The sequence below is a fragment of the Ohtaekwangia sp. genome, from assembly GCF_036786105.1.
GTDB lineage: Bacteria > Bacteroidota > Bacteroidia > Cytophagales > Cyclobacteriaceae > Ohtaekwangia.
The window spans coordinates 1-16,067 of the sequence record NZ_DAIQRQ010000084.1 but is presented as its reverse complement, the minus strand read 5'-3'; the positions used below and the strand labels follow the sequence as shown (position 1 = coordinate 16,067).

9 protein-coding genes are annotated in these 16,067 nt (G+C 45.2%); 7 read left to right on the top strand and 2 right to left on the bottom strand.

Translation table 11 applies throughout. The features are described 5' to 3' along the window. Positions 1-439: 439 nt before the first annotated feature. Entirely contained in the window at positions 440-2,968 is a 2,529-nt protein-coding gene (locus tag V7Q33_RS21605; RefSeq protein WP_333821231.1) for a DUF3857 domain-containing protein, read from the bottom strand. 207 nt (positions 2,969-3,175) lie between these two features. On the opposite strand from V7Q33_RS21605, the gene V7Q33_RS21600 reads away from it, so the two are divergent. The 7 genes from V7Q33_RS21600 to V7Q33_RS21570 all read left to right on the top strand — a co-directional run bounded on the left by V7Q33_RS21600 (position 3,176) and on the right by V7Q33_RS21570 (position 14,989). Further along, positions 3,176-8,164, top strand: a complete 4,989-nt coding sequence (locus V7Q33_RS21600; protein ID WP_442946023.1) for a translocation/assembly module TamB domain-containing protein — start codon at positions 3,176-3,178, stop codon at positions 8,162-8,164. After that, positions 8,148-10,517: a translocation and assembly module lipoprotein TamL gene (gene tamL, locus V7Q33_RS21595; RefSeq protein ID WP_333821227.1), complete on the top strand. Its 2,370-nt coding sequence runs from the start codon at positions 8,148-8,150 to the stop codon at positions 10,515-10,517. The genes V7Q33_RS21600 and tamL overlap by 17 nt, the downstream gene beginning before the upstream one ends. A gap of 571 nt (positions 10,518-11,088) precedes the next feature. Continuing rightward, positions 11,089-11,592 carry a DUF2911 domain-containing protein gene (locus tag V7Q33_RS21590; RefSeq protein ID WP_331978664.1) on the top strand — a complete coding sequence of 168 codons (504 nt, stop codon included), beginning with the start codon at positions 11,089-11,091 and terminating at the stop codon, positions 11,590-11,592. Between the two features lie 104 nt (positions 11,593-11,696). Further along, positions 11,697-12,149 carry an ATP-dependent zinc protease family protein gene (locus V7Q33_RS21585; protein ID WP_331978666.1) on the top strand — a complete coding sequence of 151 codons (453 nt, stop codon included), beginning with the start codon at positions 11,697-11,699 and terminating at the stop codon, positions 12,147-12,149. A 10-nt stretch (positions 12,150-12,159) separates the two neighbouring features. Continuing rightward, positions 12,160-13,068: a 30S ribosomal protein S6--L-glutamate ligase gene (gene rimK, locus V7Q33_RS21580; RefSeq protein WP_331978668.1), complete on the top strand. Its 909-nt coding sequence runs from the start codon at positions 12,160-12,162 to the stop codon at positions 13,066-13,068. A 366-nt stretch (positions 13,069-13,434) separates the two neighbouring features. Further along, on the top strand, positions 13,435-14,406 hold the full coding sequence (locus tag V7Q33_RS21575; RefSeq protein ID WP_333821226.1) for a succinylglutamate desuccinylase/aspartoacylase family protein: 972 nt from the start codon (positions 13,435-13,437) through the stop codon (positions 14,404-14,406). Further along, positions 14,399-14,989, top strand: a complete 591-nt coding sequence (locus V7Q33_RS21570) for a DedA family protein (RefSeq protein WP_333821225.1) — start codon at positions 14,399-14,401, stop codon at positions 14,987-14,989. The genes V7Q33_RS21575 and V7Q33_RS21570 overlap by 8 nt, the downstream gene beginning before the upstream one ends. Here the strand turns inward: V7Q33_RS21570 and V7Q33_RS21565 are convergent. Further along, complete coding sequence (locus tag V7Q33_RS21565) at positions 14,986-15,900, bottom strand: Ppx/GppA phosphatase family protein (RefSeq protein ID WP_333821224.1); 915 nt, start codon at positions 15,898-15,900, stop codon at positions 14,986-14,988. The two genes, V7Q33_RS21570 and V7Q33_RS21565, sit on opposite strands and share 4 nt — an antisense overlap. Positions 15,901-16,067: the final 167 nt, after the last annotated feature.

Genomic DNA, 16,067 nt, shown 5'->3' with positions numbered 1-16,067 from the left:
AAGCTGTTTGTGTGGTTGTGAGCGTGCAAAGAAAAGCAAGAAAGAAGAGTAAAGATCGAATCATGACAGGAGGTTAAAGGCAGGTAGGCCGTTGCTGAAAATGGTTTTACTTCGGGTTGGTTACGTGCCAGTGAAGATAGCGCCAATGGCACAGAGCGTAAATGCAGAAGTAACTTTTCTGCTTCTATAGCACTAAAAAACATTCATTACAAAATGGCGCAAACCACTCTTCCTGCAAATCGTGGTATATTTTCAGGCGCCCTTGTAACGGGTATATACTTACCAACCCAATATAGACGTCTGCACAGACTGAAACTGATTGCTATAGAGATGAGTAAGATTTATAGCGATATAGCTTACGCAATAACCCGAAAACCGGATTTATCCGGTATAACAATCTGAGAAAATTTGCTAGTGAATCTGCCTGGAAAAAGACTTCTTATCTCCGGGCATTCGATCGTTCTACAAATGTTTCGCGAACACGTACGGAAGTATTGAAATACGGAATCCACACCGCAGCGATGATAAGGCTTTTAAAAACATTCGCATACAATTCATTGCGCAGCGAAACATCCGGACCACTGGTAAGGCCTATACAAGTGTCGAGAATAGTAATGGCAAGGTTGAAGGCATAGAATATCATGATCAACCTGGGCAGCGATGTTCTTCGCTGGTAAAAGAGTGCAACGATCAGGATGGAGAAAATAATATTGACCGCATTCAGGATCATCTCGATCACAACCAATCCTACTATTGCGTAATTTTCAGAATTCAAAAGGGCTGCCCATTTATCTTCTTCGAAGAACCCGCTTCTCAAAAACAACGAATAGAAAAGCACCAATGGCGCAAGGGTAATGCCTATACCTGCCAGCACAAGCCATCCCCCTATGGGCTGACCTTCTGACCACGGCAATGCAGGCTCAGGATCATAACCATAATATATTCTCCTGGCGAATCTTGCTGCCATGAAGATCACGGCCATGGCCATAATCACAGCAATCTTACTGGGTGCGCTGCCCGACTGTGTTACGGACTTATCGTAAGAAAGCTGATAGGACAGATTGTTAAACATAACACCATGATCTTCTATAAACCTGGGAACATCGGCAACCGGTATGTGATCCTGCAATGTCTGGTAGTCGGTAGCTACCATAAGTTCGTGTTGTAAATTATTATAGGAAACGCTATAGGTATATTTGTAATAGGGCGATTCAATGCTTTTATTCTCGGGCTGTATAGTCCAGGATTCTGGCAGCTTTACCCGTATCGATTGTTGAAAGTTAAGTGGGAACGTAAGACGATACGGTGCTGTGCGCGTAGCTGATTTGGCAACGCTGAAATAATTCTCCAACGAAAGCGCATATACCTCGCACAGAAACTTCTCCGGGTTATCACTGCTTGCCTTCCAGAACGTTGGCACTTTATAGGTTTCCGTTACAATGAAAATATTCTTTTCCCGATCATCCTCAATCGCCATCGTATCTTCCACAGCAATGTCCGGGTAAAGATTTGAATAGAAGTTAATATAGTTTTTCTGAATCGATGCTCTGCTGCTACTGGCAAACGAGCTCCGCTGCGAGTCCGCTTCATCGCCTGTATAGGTGGTGCGTATCGTAACAATAGCAGCACCTGTTCCCACCTCCTTTACTTCAACAGTCTGTTCTTCACGAACGGATGATTCGTTCGGCTTTGGCAAGTCAATCAGTTCTTCTTCTCCTGCACGGATCACAAGTCCCTTACCATAAGAGGGAAAATGGTAATGATCGATGGTTCCTCCCTGGCTGCTGATGGTTGGATCTATATAGAATGTTTTGCCCAGGTAAATGATCTGCACAACGCAATGATCGAAGATGGTGTTAGAAGGTAAATATTCTGATACATGATCGCGAAGCGTTGTGTTCACCAGCATGGGGTGCGCATCAATGCCATATATACCGAGGATGGTACTCAGCAAAAGCGACTTATCCTTGCAATCGCCGAAGCGCTGGTCAAATACTTTTAACGGTGCATGTGGTTTATGCGAGTTGAGGCCTGATTCAAAGCCAAGGTATCGTACTTCATCCTGCACAAAACGTATTGCCTTGTTCACAATAGAATCAGCGCCCACATTACCAAACAGTTCATCCAATCGCTTTTCCAATTGCTTCTTTTCAGCACCCGAAACTCTGAAATATTTTTCAGCCCATGCTGCAACATCGCCCCAGGTGGCAAAATCAGAAAGCAAAATGTATCGGTAAGGATCATACCATCCGGGAAGATTATTATCGGTTGTCAGCGCCGCGTTGTTGTTCAGCGTCCAGGTATATTCTGTGAGTGAACCCACGGTTTTCATCGCGGGCTTTACTTCGCCATTGCCATATTTTATCTGAAGCTTGCGCGATGTGGGTGTGAGCAGGCGATAGTGTAATTTTTTGCTGGGCACCGAATAATCGAGGTATACCTGGTTGGTATAGTGTCCATCAAATACGGGGTTATATCCTTTGATCGAATACGCAAATTCAACCACATCGCCCTCGCGTATATCCTGCAGATTGATCACAGCCGAAAGCGATCCGTCATACAGGTAGCGGTCCATGCTTTGCTCGCGTTGCATGGTACGAATGGCTGATGAAGAAAGTTTATTGATGACCTGTCCCTTGCGATATACCACCACCTTGTGGAAGGTAAGTTTTTCGTACGATGGATCGAATGTGGCCGATATATCCGACATCTCCTGTACACCTTCGCTTGTCAGTATCCTGTATACCTGGTGCTTGAAATATACTTGCTCCGCCAGATTCTCCTGCCGGTCGAGCAGCAGGTAATAGGAGCTGCCGGAGTCATGCGTGCCGGGAGTAGCTGTCAGATCAGGGGTTTGTTCCGTAACCCATGCGGGAATGGGCTTTATGTCTACTTGCTGGGCATGCGTGTTGAATGAAAGGAAGAGTAAAACACTGGCAATGACTCTGCCCACGAAAAGCGTTCTCATCAGGTAAGGATTAAAATCGAAAGATAAACGTTTCCGGGCAAACCTTAAAAGGCAAAGCATAGCCATACCGGGAAAAGGGAGACATTCTGTAGAAATAATACACAGCCATCAACATTCATATATAAAAAAATATGTAGAAAATTCTCGGCGATTGTATAACCTTGAGTGGCATAATTTTATTATTATCCACACAGGAGCACACAGCCAATGAATCCACCTTGGAAACCGAAGAAATATCTGATCAAACTTGCCAAAATAATGGGGTGGTTTATCCTCTCGCTCATGGTGTTGCTCATTACGGTTTCGCTCGTCATTCAGATACCGGCGGTTCAGAATAAAATTATACAGGAAGCCGTAAGCTTTGTAAAGAAAAAGATTGGTACGGAAGTACGCCTGGCACACATCAGCCTGGCGTTTCCCAAGAAGATTGTCTTCGAAGGACTTTACCTGGAAGATCAGCACCAGGATACGCTGCTATATATAGGCAGGCTGGCGATTGATACCGACTTGTGGGGACTCACGCATAAAGAGATTGAACTGAATAGTATCTCGCTGGATACATTGCATGCCACCATTCATCGTGCACCCCACGACAGCAGTTTCAACTTTACGTACATCATACATGCATTTACCAGTGCCGATACCGTGGCAACACCCGTTGATACTACGGCTTCACCCTGGCAGTTTTCCCTGGAAGATATAGCGTTGACGCAAGCGCGTGTTGCATTTATCGATTCGCTTTCAAAAAATGATGTTCGTGCCCGCATCGGAGAACTGTCTGTAAGCCTGGATAAATTTGATCTCAACAAATCGGTAATCCACTCGGATGAGATCGTTTTGAAAAATGTTATCGCTTCGGTCGTACAGCAGCCGGATGATACACCAGACCCGGCTGGGTCAGCGACTGACACAACGGCCGTTCCGTGGAGCATTGGCTTTGAGGAAGTAGATCTTCAGTCTGTCAAGGCAATCTATACCAATGAAACTTCACGACAGGTGATCCGGGCTTCGATCGAGGAAGCGCAGGTAAACGCTGATACATTTGATCTGAACGAACAGGTTATACAGCTTCGTAAGCTATCCTTGCAGCGATCGTTCATCGCCTATCACCAGGGTGCAAATCGGGCCACACAGAAAAATGCTGCACAGGTAAACGCCACGGATAGTGTTAGCTCAAAACCCTGGCATATATCGCTTGGTAAAGCTGATCTGGCAGATAACAGCATACAGTATTATGATTTCAATCAACCGGCAATATCACGGGGTATAGATTTCAATCACGTGTGGCTCACGCAATTTACGCTGCAGGCAGAAGACCTCGCCATGAAAGGTTCGGAGATGTCGGGGGAGATTAAAGAACTTATATTGCAGGAGCATAGCGGGTTTACCGTGGCATCGTTTAAAACACGCTTTGCACTTACCGATCAGTCTGTCAGTGTAGAGGATTTTCATTTCAATACACCCACCAGTACCGTTAATCTCGAAGCACGCTCTACATTTTCATCGCTGGAAACATTAGCCAAAAAATATCCGGAAGCAACCGTGCAGGCAAAGGTGAATCAATCGTCTATCCTGCTAAAAGATATACTGTATTTTGTTCCTGCCCTTCTGGATAGTTTGCCGCTAAATGTATCGCCTCAAACACGACTCACGGCCGACCTGCGCTGCTCCGGCAAAGTAAACGATCTTATCATCGACCAGCTTCACGTTCAGGCGCTCACACAAACACTACTCGATGCAAAAGGAAATGTGCAGGGCCTGCCGGATACAGAGAAGATGCGGCTCAATCTTTCGCTGAACAAACTTTATACTACGGCACACGACATCGCCAGCATACTTCCGGATACACTTCTTCCAAAAACGATAGCCCTGCCGCAATGGTTGAGTATAACCGGGCAGGCAACCGGAACCTTGAATGCACCAGAGGCCAAAATATACCTTACCAGCAGTGTGGGTGCTGTGAACATGCAGGGTAAAATGAATTTCAATAACAAGGCACGCGAAAACTACGATGCGCATCTGGCAGTAAAAAAATTTCATGTAGGCAAACTACTGCGCGATACTACAATGGGCACCCTGGACCTTGAAGCTTCCGCAAAAGGTGCTGGTTTCAGTATGGAAGCGATGAATGCCAAGGTAAATTTGCGGGTAAAGCAATTTCTCTATAATCACTACACCTATCATGATTTTACTGTTGACGGAACAATAAAAAAGTATCTCTTCGCAGGCCTGGCAAAAATGAAAGATAAAAATCTTGACTTTACCCTGAAAGGTGATCTTGATTATCATAAAGATATACCACTCTATAAGTTCAACTTCAATCTTGTCAATGCCGATTTCAAGGCGCTGCACCTTATGGAGCGCCCTTTGCGTGCACGGGGCATTGTAGATGTAAACCTGGCTACTTCAGACTTTCAGTTGCTGAACGGGCATGTGGATATACGCCATGTGGCTGTGTTCAATGGCAGCAAACTATATGCAGTCGATTCACTGTTGGTAGCATCCATCGACCAAAAGGGAAAAAGTGAAATAGAAATACACTCCGATATATTGTCGGGCGAGTTTAAAGGCAACATGAATATATTCACACTGCCGGCAGCCCTGAAGCGACACATTAATAAATACTTTGCATTACACGATACAGCTTTTGATAAACCGGTCGATCCGCAGAATTTTAATTTCAACCTGGTCATTAAAAATACAGACTTGCTCACAGAAGTGCTTTTCCCGGACCTGGAACCTTTTGTTCCGGGGCAGATTTCGGGTGAGTTTGACAGTGAGCAAAAGCAATTATCACTCATCATGAAGATAGCAAAAATAAACTATGCCGGTTTGCGCATGGATTCGGTGGGGCTCAACGTAAACTCCAATGCCCAATCGATCGACTATATATTCGAGCTCAAGAAACTTCGCTATGATACACTGCGCATGGAAGCACTGAAATTATCAGGCAGCATCATGAACGATTCCATCTATAGCCGCTTCACGATTCTTGATTCTTTGCAGAAAGAGAAATATATACTGGGAGGTGTATTCAACAGTTACCGGAACGATTTTCAATTTCGCTTTTTGCAGGATCAACTTGTATTGAATTATCAACCGTGGAATACGCCACGCTATAACACGCTGCGATTTACCGGCCATGGCGTTACGCCTAATAATTTTTACATCGCCAAGGGAGATGAGCGCATTTTATTATTCAAAAAAGAAGATAAAGATTCCACGCTGAATTTATCTTTCCGCCAGGTGGATATGCAGAACATTACCAGTCTGGTGGAAGGCACCACACCCCTGGCCGGCATTATTGATGGCGACCTGAACATGGGCTCGGCACAATCAGCATCGTTCAATACCAATCTGTATATTCATAAACTTGCTATACTTGACAGACCGTGGGGCGACCTGTCGCTTGCATTGGGTAAAACGGCAAACGGTCCGTTGAATATAGATTTGCGTGTAGACGGCAGCGATATGGAACTGGTGGCAGCGGGCTATCTCACTTCGCAGGAAGAAAAACCGCAGATTCACTTCACCACGACACTCACACGTCTTGACCTTGCTGCTGTAGAGCCGCTCACCATGAAGCAGGTAAAAAATATGAAAGGCTCCCTTACCGGCCAGGTAAAGATTGAAGGCTATACCAGCGACCCGTCTATCGATGGCATTCTTACTTTTAAAGAGGCTTCGCTCACCCCTACTCTGATTGGCAGCAGGTTTCTGTTGGAAAATGAAAGTATCCGGCTGAATGGCTCCGGGCTTACGCTGAATAAATTCAAGATCAAAGACGATCAGGGTAATCTTGCCGTGATCGATGGTTCTGTCAAAACGAACTCATTCCGTTCTTTCGATCTGGCGCTGACAGTCAACGCTGAAGATTTTCAACTCATTCATACTACGGAAGACGACAACAATGATCTCTTCTATGGCAATGTACGCATCAATACAAAAGCAAGAATTACCGGTACGTCCGATTTTCCAAAAGTGCAGATGACAGCCAGCCTCGGCAAAGGCAGCGACTTTACCTATATCGTTCCACAAACACAAAAAGCTGTTCTTGAACAGGAAGGTATTGTGAAGTTTGTAGATCGCGATGCAGAGAAAGATCCATTCCTGGCATCGATACAACCGGAAGATACAGTGACCTCGAAATTTACCGGTATAGATCTTTCAGCCAATATTGAGCTTACCGATAATGAAACGTTCAATGTGATTATTGATCCTGCTACCGGTGATAAGCTTTCTGTAAAAGGAAACTCAACCTTAACCTTTAGCATGGATGAGACCGGAAACATGGAATTATCGGGGCGATATGAAATTACACAGGGTACCTATAATCTTTCATTCTATAAACTGGTAAAACGGCAGTTCTCTATTGAAAAAGGAAGCACCATTACCTGGACGGGCGATGTGTTGCAACCGGAGATGAATATAAAAGCACTCTTTAAAGTAGAAACTTCGCCGATAGACCTGGTGGCGAATCAGCTTACCACGGCTAGTGCAGAAGAGTATACAACCTACCGGCAGCGGCTTCCCTTTGAAGTATATTTGCTTATTGAAGGAGATATGCTTACACCGGATATACACTTTCAGCTGGATATGCCGCAAGATAAACAGAATGCTTTTGGCGGAACGATCTATGCAAAGATCAAGGACATCAACACGCGGGAATCTGACCTGAACAAACAAGTATTTGCATTGTTGATATTGAAGCGTTTTATCTCCGATAATCCATTGGAAAGCCAGGGCGGGTCGGATATGGCCGCTACGGCACGCACAAGCGTGAGTCGCATTCTGACCGACCAGTTAAACAGGCTCTCTGAAAATATAAAAGGTGTGCAGGTATCGTTCGATGTGAAATCGTACGAAGATTACTCTACCGGAAGAGCGGAAGGACAAACGGAGCTGCAGTTGGGTTTATCGAAGTCGCTGCTCAACGACCGGCTGGTGGTAAAGGTATCGGGTAACGTAGATGTGGAAGGGAACGCATCCAGTCAAAGTTCCTTAACAGACTATATCGGAGACCTTGCCCTGGAGTATAAACTTACCGAAGACGGCAGGCTTCGCATTACAGGTTTCCGTAACAGCAACTACGACATGATCGATGGCGAGTTGATCGAAACGGGTGCCGGTGTTATTTATATAAAGGATTACGATACACTCCGCGAACTTTTTAAAGCCAATGCAAAGCAAAACTGATCTTCGCGGAACATTACGAATATATAGTCTTCGTTGTGCCCTGCTTACAACGGTATGGCTGCTGGCCTCCTGCACGGCTACAAAGTATCTGAAAGAAGACGAAGTATTCTACAACGGTGCCGAGATAAATTTTGAAACACCCGAAGGGCGTGTGGGGCGCAAGAAAGCATTGCGCAGCGAATTGCAAACCTATATCAACCCGAAGCCCAACGGTCGCCTGCTGAAAGCGCGACCGGGTGTATGGTTCTACTATATAGCAGGAACACCCAAAAAGAAGAAAGGTGGCTTGCGAAATTTTATCCGGACCAAGCTGGGAGCGCCACCCGTATTCATGAAGGAAACTACGCCCGACCGCACGGCCAAAATGCTGGAAAGCCAATTGCATAACGATGGCTACTTCCGTTCTACGGTAAGCCAGCAGACTATTATAAAAGGTAAAAACGGAAAGGTAATCTATACCGTGCAGCTATACAGGCCGTTCCGCCTGCGCAATATACAATACCCGCAACCGAAGGACAGCATATATAAAGCTATACTAGGTTCATTGAAAGAAAAATCGTTGCTTGACACAGGGCAGCGTTTTAATGTAGAGCGCATGCAGGCCGAACAAATGCGCATTGAAGAAGTAGTGGAGAACTATGGTTTTTACTATTTCGACAACCGCTACCTGGTATTTGAAGCTGACAGTACGGTAGGAAAGCGCAAAGTTGATCTTACGCTGAAACTGGAAAAAGATATACCGGCACGTGCCCGGAAAATATATCACCTCGACAATATCCGCGTGTTTCCGAACTACAGCCTTTCGACTGATAGTATCCAGACCAGTAAACCGGACACTACAGAGATAAACGGTTATCGCTACATTGATGACAAGCATGCCTTTCGCCCGGAAATTATAACGGATGTGATCAATTTAAAGAAGGGACGCACCTATAGCCGCGAAGAACAAGAGCTGACGCTTACACACCTGATGGGATTAGGGGCATTCAAATTCGTGAATGTTAAATTTCTGGAATCGCCCCGTAAAGATTCTGCAATGCTGGATGCCGATATATACCTTACTCCCTTAAAAAAGAAATCCATTCGCATGGAAGTGCAGGCGGTGTCCAAGTCCAACAACTTCGTTGGGCCGGGTATAGGCTTTACGTTTACCAACCGGAATTTCTTGCGGGGAGCAGAATTGTTTCAGCTAAAACTGAATACATCGTACGAAGTGCAGATCAGCCGGCAAACATCCGGAGCGCTGAATGCGTTTGAGGCCGGACTTGAATCGAGCCTTACCATACCGCGCTTTATATCGCCTATACATATCAACTATAATTCCAGCCGTTACCTGCCAAAGACGCAATTTAAAATAGGGTTCAACCTGCAAAACCGTGTAAGCTTCTTCCGCATCAATTCATTCAACGTAGGATATGGCTATAACTGGAAAGAAAATATTGCGAAGTCGCACGAGCTCTTTCCCATCGATATAAATTTTGTACGCACCGATAAAAAGTCGGCAGTATTCGAAGCATTGCTGGCCAGCAACAGCGTTCTTGCCAGTTCATTCGAAGACCAGTTTATCATAGGCACACGATATTCCTATACACTAAACACGCAGCTCTCGGAAGCCATGGAGTTGAAATATGAGAAGAAAAAATACCGCGAGCACAACTTTTACTTCAACGGAACGATTGATGTTGCCGGCAATTTGCTGAACACCGTACAGCGAACCATCAAGAAAGGCGAAGAACCGTACGAGATATTCAATTCACCTTATTCACAATACGTGCGTGGCGATATAGACTTCCGTTATTACTGGCAACTCGACACGCGCAACAAGATTGCTACACGTATCATTGCCGGTGTTGGTTATGCGTATGGTAATTCTACAACCATGCCCTATATCAAGCAGTTTGCTATTGGAGGCTCAAACAGTATACGCGCATTCCCTGCACGTTCCATCGGTCCGGGTGCTTACGATGTGCGAAGTGATCCCGCCCGTAACAATTCATTGTTTGTAGACCAGCGTGGTGATATGAAACTTGAAGGCAACCTCGAATATCGTTTTGACCTGGTAAAGGTTATGAAGGGAGCTTTGTTTGTGGATGCCGGTAATATCTGGTTGCTGCACAACGACTCTACCCGTATAGGCGGACAGTTTCAGCGCAATACATTTATGAAACAACTCGCTGTAGGTACAGGTGCCGGCTTGCGCTTCGACTTCAGTTTCTTTGTGCTGCGCCTGGATGTAGCCTTTCCGTTGCGCAGACCAGCCGAGGGCTGGGTAACCCGCGATATAGATTTCACAAGTTCTGACTGGAGAGGAAAGAACCTGGTGTTTAATATTGCTATAGGATATCCATTTTAGAAATAGCTGCGAGTTGCAAGCTGCCAGTTGCTAGGGGGTGTGTGAGACTGGGGAGTGCTATACTTTTAGAAATAAATCCAGTGGCACAGAGGTGCATGAAGGAAAATACAGAAAATAGTAAGCACAGTCACAACCTCACCACAATCTTCCAGCAGCTCGCAACCAGCAGCTGGCAGCTCTCAAACCACCAGCGCTCAACTTTACTCCAGCAGCTTAATAAAGTATGAAGAAGTGCCTCCACGTAGAAGCGACTTGTGCAGATGTAGCTAAAAAATTTTAGTCATGGATTTGGGGGATACATGAAATAAAGAAAACAAAGTTGCTCCGGGGAGAAACTGAAACAAACCAAAGTTTGCGTTCCTTGTTGGAAATTAGAGTTGAATTCTGAAATTAGAAACCGCTTATAAATTTATTGACTAAAAATCCTTTTAACAGAAAACTTTTAGCCATGTATCGCGTTCATAAAAGAAGTTTACAGGTAAATATTTGAAATATTCATGCAATGCCCCTGGCCGTCCGGGGGCATTTTTGCGTATAACACCAATTAAAACTTAAAACCAAAAACAAAGCCATGAAAAGAATCGCTTTTTTAACACTCGCCTTCGCAACGATGATCACTGCCGTTTTTGCGCAGGAAAAACAAGCCAGCCCCAAAGCTGAAGCAACCGGGAAGATTGGAGCCGCCAATGTAAAAATCGTTTATTGCCAGCCTTCAGCGCGCGGCCGCAAAATTATGGGAGGTCTTGTTCCTTACGGTGAAGTATGGAGAACCGGTGCCAACGAAGCTACCACTATTGAAATAGATAAACCCGTAAAGATCGAAGGTAAAGATTTGCCTGCCGGTAAATATTCCCTCTTTACTATACCGGGCGAAAACGAATGGACAATTATTATAAACAAAGAAGCCAAACAGTGGGGTGCCTATAACTATAAAAGTTCAGAAGACGTTTTCCGTGTAAATGTGAAGCCGACCAAGACGTCTGCTCCAGTAGAAGTGTTCAACATCGCAGTTGAAAAAGATCAGGTAGTTATGAAATGGGAAAATACCGCAGTTGCGTTTAAAGTGAAGGGATAATTTCTCAAAAAAAATCAAGACAGGTTATGCCACTGCATATTGCGGTGGCATAACTTTTTTTAACCCGATGCTGCTAGTATATTTCGGCCGTTAAGAGACCATTGATGCAAAAGATTCTTGGCCGCTATGACCGTGTCGATCTGCCCGAACTGGGGCTTCAGAGTATTCATGCCAAGATCGATACCGGTGCGTATACTTCCAGCCTTCATTGCTCCAAAGCCGAAGTTGTAAATGGCAACCTCGAGTTTGTGCTGCTCGATAAAGAGCATCCGGAATTTACGGGCATGAAATTTATCTTCCCCCAATTTGAAGTAAGGGATATAAAAAACTCTTTTGGAGAGGTAGAGCGCAGATTCGTTATTGTTACAACATTAAAAATTTTTAATGAAGAAATAATAACAGAATTCTCACTGAGCAACCGGGGTTCACTTAAATTTCCGATCTTAATAGGACGAAAAATATTGCGCGACCGTTTTGTAATAGATGTAAAACAGAAGAACCTCTCTTACAGAGAAAAAAGAAATTTGCAACAAGCCCTGAAACAAAACAAAGGTTAGACGCTTCCGTATGAACATTGCTATACTTTCCCGTAATCCAAAATTATATTCTACTCAGCGCCTGAAACAAGCCGGAGAAGAACGCGGTCACACTGTTGAGATCATCGACCACATGAAGTGTGTGCTATTCATTGAAAAGAAAAATCCGGTAGTGCTATACCACGGTCGAAAGCTCGATTACTTTGATGCGATCATTCCTCGCATTGGTGCATCAGTAACATTTTATGGTGCAGCCGTAGTGCGGCAATTTGAGATGATGAAAGTTTTCTCGGCTGTAGAATCGCAGGCACTGATCCGCTCGCGCGATAAACTTCGCAGCCTGCAGATACTTTCACGTGCCGGCCTGGGGTTGCCCAAAACCGTATTCATGGATTACTCAGCCGATGCTGAAGATGTATTGGAAGCGGTGGGCGGTGCCCCGGTAATTATCAAGCTCCTGGAAGGAACACAAGGTCTCGGTGTAATGCTGGCCGAAAATCAGAAAGCAGCGCAGTCTGTAATAGAAGCATTTCATGGTGTGCATGCCCGCATTATTGTGCAGGAGTTTGTAAAAGAAGCGAAAGGTGCCGACCTCCGCGCATTTATAGTAGATGGCGAAGTAGTAGGTGCTATGCGCAGGCAGGCTAAAGATGGCGAGTTCCGCTCCAACCTTCATCGCGGTGGCGAAGCGACCGTAATAAAATTGAGCCGCGCCGAAAAGCATGCTGCTATCACGGCCGCTAAAAAAGTAGGGCTCAGTGTAGCCGGTGTTGATATGCTCCCTTCCAAACGCGGCCCTCTTATTATAGAAGTAAATTCCTCTCCAGGGCTGGAAGGTATAGAAGCTGCCACCCAGGTTGACATCGCCGGCAAAATTATCCGCTTCGTAGAGAAACATGCGTTGAAGAAGAAGATTCAGAAAGACAAGGTTAATGCGTGAATTGGCTGCGATTCAGCAGGCACGGGAAATAAAACATGAGTTCCGTTCCACATGCTATACTATGTGCAGGCTTTCCGGACAACATCCATAAAATTACCTGTATATATAGCGCTTCTTTATAAACATCAAGGCATATATTTCGTCATCCGGGGCACCTTCCGTGTCGCAATGTTTTACCATGTCATCGCGCTATATTTCGAATTTGATACTGCCTGCACTTTCAAAGCGCCCGGCTGCATCCTTCAAAATCGATATATATCTCAGCGTTCACGTACAAAAACCGCAGGAAACAACTGCATTTTCGGCTAAAAGAATAGCACAGAATGAATTACGCCGCAAATGATTAACTTTCCGTGATTTTGTCTTATGAAAGAATTGAAGATCGCAGGTACTACCATTCTGCCCGGGGAATTCAAGGAGATTGACATTAACATTGCCCGGCTGCCTTCACACACCATTATCGACACACCGATCTATGTTTCGCGCGGGTTTGAAGACGGTCCTGTACTGGGATTAATTGCCGGTATGCATGGCGATGAAATCAACGGTATGGAAATCGTTCGCCGCATACTCGATGGCGGCCTCCACCAGCCAAAGCGTGGCACGGTAATTTGCATGCCCATCATTAATATGTATGGTTTCCTGAATTACTCGCGCGATGTACCGGATGGAAAAGATATAAACCGCTCATTCCCCGGCACGCGCAATGGATCACTCGCCAGCCGCGTAGCCTATCACCTCATGCACGATGTAATTCCTTTCATCGACTATGGTATAGACTTTCACACCGGCGGTGCGATGCGTGCCAACTATCCGCAGGTACGCGCGCTGCTTACAGATGAAAAGAATATAGAGCTGGCAGAAGCCTTTCATGCTCCGTTCACACTCAACTCGCCATTCCGGCCGAATTCCTTGCGCAAGGAAGCTTCACGAAAGGGTAAATATATTATTGTATACGAAGGAGGCGAATCGCTTCGCTTCGATCAGAATGCTATCAAGGAAGGTATAGCAGGCACCTTGCGTTTGATGAAGCACCTCAACATGATCGATGAAGCACCTCTGCCTGACGTAGAAAATAAAGTGATCTGGAGCTCTACGTGGATACGTGCCAAAAATGCCGGACTCTTTCAAACCAATGTATACTGCGGCCAGCTGGTGCAGAAAGATGAGTGGGTGGGAACGATTACCGATCCATTCGGAGAATTTAAAGAGAAAGTGATTACTCCCGTTACAGGTTATGTGGTGGGATTGAATAATATACCGGTCATCAACGCTGGCGATGCGCTCATGCACATTGGTATGGATAATGTGTGTAAGCTTGACAACTTCGGTGACTGATTTGAGCGTGGAGAAATTTCTGGAACAATACGGATATATAGCTTTGATGCTTGGCACTTTTCTGGAAGGAGAGACTTCCATACTCGTGGCTGCCTCGCTGATCCATCATGGATTGTTTGAAGGTCCGTATACCGTGTTGTTCGGATTTGCAGGATCATTCATCAGCGACTGGCTATATTATACCATCGGTCGTCTCAATGGTAAATATTTTGTAGAACACAGACCGAAGCTGAAAGAAAAATTCGAGCCCGTAACGCGCTTCTTTGCGAAGCACAAGATACAGATCCTTTTCACCTACCGGTTTCTATATGGCTTCCGCATCATCATTCCGCTGATTATTGGTATGAGTCGCATATCACCGTTACAATTTTTACTGTATAGTATTGTTAGCGGCTTGATCTGGGCGGGTACGGTAAGCACCATCGGTTATTTTGTCGGCAGGTTCTTCGACCTGAAGACAAACGCCTTCGAAGAAAATATACTTTGGATTGTGTTGGGATTTGCCTGTTTCGGTTTGCTGATCGGGTACATCGTAAAACGGATTACCGCGCAGGAGATCGCACCGGGCACCGAGAAATCTTAAACCGTCTGCTTCATTTCATTAATAAGCGAAACAAATACACCTTCCTTCAGCGAATACGTAGAAACACGAATGCGTTTGAAAGGATGGTGCTCCAACAGGTAACGGATAAGACAACAGGCCACCACGATCATATCTACACGCATCTCGATCATGCCGGGTATAGCCATGCGCTCCGCGCGATTCTTCTCTAAAAGCTCGTGGTATATATCATAGAATCCCGGCAGCGACAAGGGTGTTTCAATTTCCTCTGAAGTCTTGTGTATATCGTGCTGAATGCAGAATATATCACTCAGTGTATCAAACGTACCCGAAGAGCCAATGAGTATATCGGGCTTGTAAGTATTCAGCGCATTAAAAACAGGCACGAGTGCTTCCGCAAAATAATTATCCAGTGCATTTATTTCTGCCGGTGTAATGGGATCGTTCTTGTGAAATTGTTCCAGCAAACGCTGCGCTCCAATCTCCAGGCTTTGCTTCCAGAATATATGGTCGTTATCGCCAATGATAAATTCAACGCTGCCTCCGCCTATATCGATAATCAGCGACTTCTCCTGCTCCATATGCAGGGCGGCCTTCACACCCATATAAATAAATTCCGCTTCCTTATCACCGGAAATTATATTCACATCAATGTTGGTAAGTGATTTTATTTTTGACACCACTTCAGCACTGTTGCGTGCATTGCGCAGTGCACTCGTGCCGAAAGCATATACTTTGGTAACACCCGTGAGTTCCATTGTGTTTTTGAAACTCTGCATCGCCAGCAATGCCCGATGAATACCCGCTTCAGTAATAACACCTTGATTGATGCCTCCCATACCGATCTTTACCGCCAGTCGCTCGCGCGAGATAATGCGATACCCGCGCTCATCCGCTTCCGCGATCAGCAGGTGGAACGTATTCGTTCCCATGTCAATAATAGCTATTTTACTATTCATGGATAGGAGGCGCGTGAAGATACTAATTTATTGTTCACTGGCAAGAAGCAGTTGCTGGCCTCAAGCTGTTCAAGAGCTGCAAGCTTCTGGCTGCTGGTTACTGGACGTGCACTTCATCATTCGTTACACGTTAATCGTTA